Origin of the sequence: Streptomyces sp. 8K308 (assembly GCF_004348315.1) — a bacterium.
Classification (GTDB): Bacteria; Actinomycetota; Actinomycetes; order Streptomycetales; family Streptomycetaceae; genus Streptomyces.
This window is the reverse complement of record NZ_SMKC01000364.1, coordinates 1-6,926: the sequence shown is the minus strand read 5'-3', so window position 1 is coordinate 6,926 and position 6,926 is coordinate 1. Positions and strand designations below refer to the sequence as shown.

At 73.2% G+C, this 6,926-nt stretch carries 7 protein-coding genes and 1 pseudogene; 2 read left to right on the top strand and 6 right to left on the bottom strand.

Annotated elements, in window-relative coordinates; genetic code table 11:
- Nucleotides 1-1,030: pseudogene (locus E1265_RS31230) on the top strand (response regulator); the annotation flags it as partial.
- A 13-nt stretch (nucleotides 1,031-1,043) separates the two neighbouring features.
- Here E1265_RS31230 and E1265_RS31225 read toward each other — a convergent pair.
- The 4 genes from E1265_RS31225 to E1265_RS31210 all read right to left on the bottom strand — a co-directional run bounded on the left by E1265_RS31225 (nucleotide 1,044) and on the right by E1265_RS31210 (nucleotide 4,883).
- On the bottom strand, nucleotides 1,044-2,759 hold the full coding sequence (locus E1265_RS31225; RefSeq protein ID WP_132934340.1) for a long-chain fatty acid--CoA ligase: 1,716 nt from the start codon (nucleotides 2,757-2,759) through the stop codon (nucleotides 1,044-1,046).
- 155 nt (nucleotides 2,760-2,914) lie between these two features.
- Entirely contained in the window at nucleotides 2,915-3,475 is a 561-nt protein-coding gene (locus E1265_RS31220; RefSeq protein ID WP_132934336.1) for a SigE family RNA polymerase sigma factor, read from the bottom strand.
- 159 nt (nucleotides 3,476-3,634) lie between these two features.
- The gene (locus E1265_RS31215; protein ID WP_132934335.1) at nucleotides 3,635-4,315 is read right to left on the bottom strand and encodes a hypothetical protein; all 681 of its coding nucleotides are present in this window, start codon (nucleotides 4,313-4,315) and stop codon (nucleotides 3,635-3,637) included.
- Entirely contained in the window at nucleotides 4,299-4,883 is a 585-nt protein-coding gene (locus tag E1265_RS31210) for a sigma-70 family RNA polymerase sigma factor (protein WP_347877268.1), read from the bottom strand. The genes E1265_RS31215 and E1265_RS31210 overlap by 17 nt, the downstream gene beginning before the upstream one ends.
- Nucleotides 4,884-5,050: 167 nt before the next feature.
- On the opposite strand from E1265_RS31210, the gene E1265_RS31205 reads away from it, so the two are divergent.
- Nucleotides 5,051-5,473, top strand: coding sequence for a TIGR03668 family PPOX class F420-dependent oxidoreductase (locus E1265_RS31205; protein WP_132934334.1), 423 nt, complete (start codon nucleotides 5,051-5,053; stop codon nucleotides 5,471-5,473).
- A 752-nt stretch (nucleotides 5,474-6,225) separates the two neighbouring features.
- Here E1265_RS31205 and E1265_RS31200 read toward each other — a convergent pair.
- Together E1265_RS31200 and E1265_RS31195 are read right to left on the bottom strand one after the other, a co-directional pair.
- Nucleotides 6,226-6,468 carry a hypothetical protein gene (locus E1265_RS31200; protein ID WP_243741240.1) on the bottom strand — a complete coding sequence of 81 codons (243 nt, stop codon included), beginning with the start codon at nucleotides 6,466-6,468 and terminating at the stop codon, nucleotides 6,226-6,228.
- Between the two features lie 95 nt (nucleotides 6,469-6,563).
- Nucleotides 6,564-6,926 (bottom strand): phosphotransferase (locus E1265_RS31195; protein ID WP_165953941.1); only part of this gene is annotated, 363 nt, incomplete at its 5' end.

Below are 6,926 nucleotides of genomic sequence, written 5' to 3'. Positions count from 1 at the left end.
GCCGCAACCACCCCAACCCCAGCCCGCGCAGCAGGTGCCGCAGCCGGCTCCGCAGCCCACGCGGCGCCGCAAGCTCGCCACCCCGCCCGCGGACGACTCCGCCCGGATCGGCCAGCAGCAGTCGCCGCAGTCGCCGGCCGCCGCGCCAGCCGGCACCCAGGGCCGTGGCCGCAAGTACGCGATCAGCGCTCCCGCCGAGGGCGCGGCCGAGGGGCCAGAGCCGCTGGACGGGCCGAACGGCGCGGTGGAGGTCACCGACCCCTCGCAGGGCGCGATGCGGCTGCCCGTGCCGGCCGACGACGAGCTGCCGCCCGAGCCGCTTGACAACCCGCGCCGGCTGCTGGTCTGGCCCGAGCCCGACGTCTCCACCCAGCAGGCGCTGCAGGACCGCGGCTACCGGCCGGTCATCGTGCACTCGCGCGAGGAGGTGGACGCGCAGATCGCGGCCTATCCGGCGGCGCTGTTCGTCGACCCGCTGACCGGGCCGATCACCAGGACGGCGCTGCAGTCGCTGCGCGCCGCGGCGGTCGCCGCCGAGGTGCCGGTGCTGGTGACGGCGGGGCTCGGGCAGGCCAGCCGGGAGGCGGCCTACGGCGCCGACCCGGCCGTGCTGCTGAAGGCGTTGGCGCCCCGGGACAGCGAGCAGCACCCGCCGCGGGTGCTGCTGGTCGAGGAGCAGCCGGCGATCGCGGGCGCGCTGACCGCCTCGCTGGAGCGGCGCGGGATGCAGGCCGCGCACGCCACCTCGGACGCCCAGGCGATGGAGGTGGCGGCGCAGATCCGGCCCAACCTGGTGGTGATGGACCTCAACCAGGTGCGGCGCCGGCGGGCCGGGATCATCGACTGGCTGCGGGTGAACGGAATACTCAACCGCACCCCGTTCGTCGTCTACACGGCGGCCGAGATGGACCAGACCCAACTGCCGCTGCTGGCGTCCGGCGAGACGGTGCTGTTCCTGGCCGAGCGGTCGACCAACGCTGAGGTGCAGGCCAGGATCGTCGACCTGTTGACCAAGATCGGGGCACACTAGGCCCGGACCGGGCCTAGGACGGCGTGGCCTCCGTCGCCGTCTCCGTCTCGGCCTCGCCCCGGCTCTCGCGCGGCAGAAGGGTGACGTCAAGTTCTCCCTTGGCGTAGTCGGCACGTAGCACCTTCTTGTCGAACTTGCCGACGCTCGTCTTGGGCACGGCCGCGATGGTGGTCCACCGCTCGGGCAGCTGCCAGCGCGGCACCCGCTCGCCGAGGAACGCGCGCAGCTCGGCGTAGTCGACATCGCCCTCCCCGGCCACCGGGACGACGGCGGCCAGCGGACGCTCGCCCCAGGTCTCGTCTGGCACGGCGACGACGGCGGCCTCGGCGACCCCCGGGTGGGCCATCAGGTGGTTCTCCAGGGCCACGGAGGAGATCCACTCGCCGCCCGACTTGATGACGTCCTTCGAGCGGTCGGTGAGCGTCAGGTAGCCGTCGGGGGAGATGACGCCGACGTCGCCGGTGCGCAGCCAGCCGTCGGGGCTGAACCGGTCCGCCGGGCGCTCGGGTTCGCCGCTCGCGCCACCGTGGTAGGCGGCCGCGATCCAGGGGCCGCGCACCTCGAGCTCGCCCGCGGAGACGCCGTCCCAGGGCAGGAACGAGCCGTCAGGACCCGCCAGGCGGGCCTCGACGCCGCTCGGGAACCGGCCCTGGGTGACGCGGTAGCGCCACTCAGCCTCGGGGGTGAGACCGTGCGGCGGGTGACAGAGGGTGCCGAGCGGCGAGGTCTCTGTCATGCCCCAGGCGTGCTGGACGTGGACGCCGTGCCGCTCCTCGAAGGCCCGCATCAGCGCGGGCGGGCAGGCGGAGCCGCCGATGCAGACGCGGGTGAGGGCGGAGATGTCGCGCGGGCGCTCCGCGAGCTCGGCGAGCAGGCCCTGCCAGATGGTGGGCACGGCGGCCGCGTGGCTGGGGCGCTCGGCGGCGATCATGTCCGCGAGCGGCCCGGGTTGGAGGAAACGGTCGGGGAGCAGCAGCCCCACTCCCGACATGAACGCGGCGTGCGGGATGCCCCAGGCGTTCACGTGGAACATCGGGACCACCGGCAGCGTGGTGTCGGCGGCGGTCAGCCCCATCGACTCGGCCATGTTGATCTGCATGCAGTGCAGGTAGATCGAGCGGTGCGAGTAGGCCACGCCCTTCGGGTCGCCGGTGGTGCCCGAGGTGTAGCAGAGGGCGGCGGCGGTGCGCTCGTCGAGCTCGGGCCAGGCGTACGAGGTGGGGCGGCCGGCGAGCAGCTCCTCGTAGTCGTGGACGGCGGCGCGGGTGCCGGTGGCGGTGAGCGCCGCGGTATCGCCCGGGCCGACGACGACCAGGTGCTCGACGGCGGTCAGCGCCGGCAGCAGCGGGGCGAGCAGCGGCACGAGGCTGCCGTCGACCAGGATGACGCGGTCGGCGGCGTGGTCGATGATCCAGCGCAACTGGTCGTGGGGCAGCCGCAGGTTGAGGGTGTGGAGCACGGCGCCCATGGACGGCACGGCGAAGTAGGCCTCGACATGCTCGGCGTTGTTCCACATCAGGGTGCCGACGACGTCTCCCTCCCGCACCCCGAGGTCGTCGCGCAGGGCGTGGGCGAGCTGGGCGGCGCGGCCGGCGCTCTCGGCGAAGGTGCGACGGCGCGGGGCGCCCTCACCGGTCCAGGTGGTGATCACCGAACCGGCGTGGACCGTGCCGCCGTGCGCGAGGATGCGGCTGACGAGGAGCGGGACGTCCTGCATGGTGCCGTACAACCTGGTGCCGTACAACCTGGTGCCGTACAACTGGGCCTCCCGGGGCACGCGTCGACAACGATGTCCCGCCGATTGTGGCGGCTGCCCCGGCCCTCGGACACCCCTAACGTCGGGCCGTGTCGGGCCGTGTCGGGCCGCGTCGGGCCGCGTCGGGCTCAGGCGGCCATCACGGTGTCCGCGCGCTCCACGCCGTCGACGATCCCGGCCAGTTCCACGTCCGCGCGGAGCTTGGCGAGCGCGCGCGAGACGGCGCTCTTGACGGTGCCCACGGAGACCCCGAGCAACTCGGCCGTGGCGGCCTCGCTCATGTCCTCGTAGTACCTGAGGACGACCATGGCCCGCTGCCGGTCAGGCAGCCGGACGACCGCCCGCCACATGGCGTCCCGCACGGCCTGCCGCTCCGCCGGGTCGGGCTCGGGGAGGGGCTCCGGCTCGGGCAGCTCGTCCACCGCGTACTCGTCGACGCGCCGCTTCCGCCACTGGGAGGTGCGGGTGTTGAGCAGGGCACGGCGGACGTATCCGTCGAGGGCACGGTGGTCCTCGATGCGTTCCCACGCCAGGTAGGTCTTGGTGAGGGCGGTCTGGAGCAGGTCCTCGGCGTCGCTCGGGTTGGACGTCAGCGAGCGGGCCGTGCGCAGCAGCACCGGGCCGCGCGCCTGCACATACGAGGTGAAGGTCGGCGGGGTCCCCATCTGGACCGTCCTGGGCGTGGTCATGTCTTCCAAACTAGGAGACGTCAACCCCCTCGCGGATCGGCCACAGGTCGCGATGGGACATCCCCCCCAGGGTGTAGAAGTGGGGCTGGCTACACCTCCCACGGGTGGAGGGAGCGCTCGTCCTTCATCAGGGGCGGTCAGGGATCCACCTGATGATCGTCAGGCGGTCAGCTCCTCGATCCGCTGCGCGAAGTCGTCGTCGGGCAGCGGCAGTTCGATCTCGTCGACGAAGCGCATGGCGTCCGGGACGTAGTGCACGACGGCCGCGGCGGCGGCCGTCAGATAGCCGGGCTCGCCGCGCAGCAGCGCCAGCACCCGCAGCACGAGCGCGGGGTCGCTGCCGTCCTCCGGCTCCCCCACCGGGCCGTGCGGGTGCCGGTCGGGCTCGGCCTGCCGGTGCCACAGCTCGGCCTCCCACTCCTCCCCCAGGGTGAGGTGGTGGAGGTAGAGACAGTAGGCGGCGGCCCCGTCCCCGGCGCCGGCCGAGAACTGCCACCAGAAGCGGGCGCCGTCCTCCTGGCCGGCCAGCTGGAGCACGCAGCCGAGCACCCGCGCCCCCTCCGGCCCGGGGATCCGGCCGCCGAGGAGGGCCGCCATGTGCTGGAGCGCGCCCTCCTGCTCGACCACCGTGCGACACAGCGTCCGGAGCGAGCGGTCGATCTCGGCCGCCCTGCTGCCGGGACACGGCGCGCGGTCGGGCCCCAGCGCCTCACACCTCCCCCGGTCCGCCACCCTGGCCGCTATCCGCGACTCGGCGGCGTCCATCTCCTGCCGGGTGTAGCTGCGCGGGGCGCCGGCGAGCACCGCCCTGGCGAGCACCTCGTCAATGGACCTGCTCATCGTCACCGCCCTCCTTCGCCGCCTCGCCGCTCAGCCCCAGCGCCTCCTTCAGCCGGTGCCGCGCGTAGCGGGCCGTCGAGCGTACCCCGGGCTCGCTGATCCCGAGGATGTCGGCCGTCTCGGCGGTGCCGTAACCGATGCAGTAGCGCAGCACGATCACGTCGTGCTGCCGCTCGGGCAGCTCCCGGATCGCCTGGTAGACGCTGAGGCTCTCGGCGAGCTCACCGACCGGGTCGACGGCGTCCCGCAGCGCCACCGTCTCGAAGGCCGCGGTGTCCATCACCACCGGCCGCCGCCCGCGCGCCCTGGCCGCCTCCACGGTGTGCCGCTTCAGCAGCGTCCACGCGTGGCCGGCCGGGCTGTCCACCTTGAGCACCTCGCCCCACTCGGCGGCCAACTGCTCGAACGTGCGGTCCACGGCCTCCTCGGCCTCGTCCCGCCCGCCGAGGTAGAGCTCGGCCCAACGGACGTACGCCGGCCGGTACATCTGGTGGAAGGCACGGAAGTCGGCGGGCAACGGGGTCAGCGGGGCGACCCCTTCACCTCGTAAGGGGGATTTCTCAGTCACCGGTGAACCTCCTGACGGCCGCCCGTGTCGCCTTGTCCGGCGGAATGAGCACTCCCCGAGAGCCTTTGTTGTCTGACGGAGCGTATCGGTCATCAAGATGGCGCACCAAGTCGCGAACCGGCGCACTTCGGGTGGCTTTCGTCACCACGGGCGGCTATCCCAGGACCATGCGACTCCCTCCCGCCACGGCCCGGCGACTCGTCACCTCGGCCCGGATCCTGCGCCTCGCCACCCTCACCCCGGACGGCGCTCCCCACCAGGTACCGGCGACGTTCGCCGCCCACGGCGACACGCTCGTCACGGCCGTCGACCACAAGCCGAAGCGCCATCAGCGCCTGCGGCGCCTCACCAACATCGCCGCCGACCCCCGCGTCTGCGTCCTCGTCGACCACTACGACGACGACTGGACCCACCTCTGGTGGGCCCGCGGCGACGGCACGGCACGAGTCCTGGACGACGACGCCCGCCACGCCCCCGTCGACCGGCTCCTCGCGAAGTATCCGCAGTACCGGAACCACCCACCCGAGGGACCGGTCATCGAGATCACCATCACCCACTGGACCGGCTGGTCCTACGCCGATCTCCCGTGATCCACCCGAGGTTCCGCCTGCACGAACAGCCGCCGCCGGATGACCCGGAGGCGGCCCTCGCGTGCTGCATCGGGCGGGGATCGTCCAACAGTGCGGGGACTGTGCGCCGGTTCGCGAGGGGCTGGTCAGGTTCGTCTACGTCACGGCCGGGGGCCAGGCCTTCCATCGTTCTTCGGCTTGCAAGGCCCTGGAGGAAGGGCGGGAGTACGCCGTGCGGCTGGGGATGGAGACTCGTCCTCGGCGTCGTGTCGCGCTGGGCCGAAGCGACGGCGGAGGGGCGTGGCGCGTGTGTCTACTGCTTCTGGGACCACCAGCCTGGCTGACCGGGGTGCTCACAGGGCTTCCGCGCGGCCACGGTGACCGTTTGAGGGGGGTGGGGGTCGGAGCTGCACGAGGGCGCGGGGTCACAGGGGCCCGGCGGCCTCTTCTGAGCCACCCCCCTTGGCGGCCGTCCTCATCGGGTGAGGCGTCAGATCGACCAACGACCGGCAGGATAGCGCCGACCGCCGACGGGGTCGCGCGTCAGCGCGAGGTGGTGTTCGCGGCGCATGGTGTGGATGAGGGTGCGGAGTTTCGGCTCGGCGGCCCTGGGGTTCAGGAGTGCCTGGTCCGGGGTTTCGCCGGTGTGGGGGTGGCCGCGGTCGAGGCGTTGGCAGTGGCGGTCCTCGATCTCGGCGTTGCGGAGGCGCGGGCCACGCGGTGGGTGGTCCAGGGGGAGAGCAGCGTGCCGGCGCGCGGGAGCGCCAGGGCGGTCAACGCGCGTTGCGGGCGCGGCGGTTGGCTTCGGCCACGCGGTGGCTCAGGGATTCGCTGGCCGGGATGGGGCGGACGTCCTCCGGGCGGGCGGTCCACTCCTGGCCGCCGCCGGGTGGGCGGAGCCAGACCGTGCCGTAGAGGTGGGCCATGACTCTGCCGATCCTGTCGCGCGAGGTGTCGCGTGCCATCGTGCCGATCTCCGGCACGGAGGAGGGCACCGGGGAGGAAGTTCCTGTCATGACCACACTCCGAACGCAGGTCCGGTCCCGCAGGGTCGTCTTCACACCCCAACCATGCCCGAGCAGGGGCCGTGCGAAGTGCGGCGGCCGTAGTCTCAGAGCGAAATTTGAGGTTGCCGGTGGAGCAGGGACAGCGCGAGGTCCACGGCCTCGTGTTCGCCGGGTCTGAGGGTGGGGTTGGCGGCGCGGCGGGCGTGGGCGCGGGGGAGGTGGTCGCCGATGGCGGCGGCGTCGGGGCCGAGCGCGTCGAGGAGGGCGGTCAGGAGGGCCATGGACGGGCCGGCGAGCGGGGAGCCGGCGGCGGCGACCTCGGCGAGGATCATGGCCGAGACGGCGAGGTCGTAGCCGGGCGGGCCCTCGGCGCTGTCGTGCCAGTCGATGACGACCGGGCCGCGCGGGGTGAGGAGCACGTTCTCCGGGTGCAGGTCGAGGTGGAGGATCCGGTCGCCGGGGTGGGC

What these genes read in the sequence shown, in the direction of transcription:
- E1265_RS31220 (WP_132934336.1), bottom strand. Translation starts at nt 3,475, where the DNA reads ATGACCACGCCCAGGACGGTCCAGATGGGGACCCCGCCGACCTTCACC.
- E1265_RS31215 (WP_132934335.1), bottom strand. Translation starts at nt 4,315, where the DNA reads ATGAGCAGGTCCATTGACGAGGTGCTCGCCAGGGCGGTGCTCGCCGGC.
- E1265_RS31205 (WP_132934334.1), top strand. Translation starts at nt 5,051, where the DNA reads ATGCGACTCCCTCCCGCCACGGCCCGGCGACTCGTCACCTCGGCCCGG.
- E1265_RS31200 (WP_243741240.1), bottom strand. Translation starts at nt 6,468, where the DNA reads ATGACAGGAACTTCCTCCCCGGTGCCCTCCTCCGTGCCGGAGATCGGC.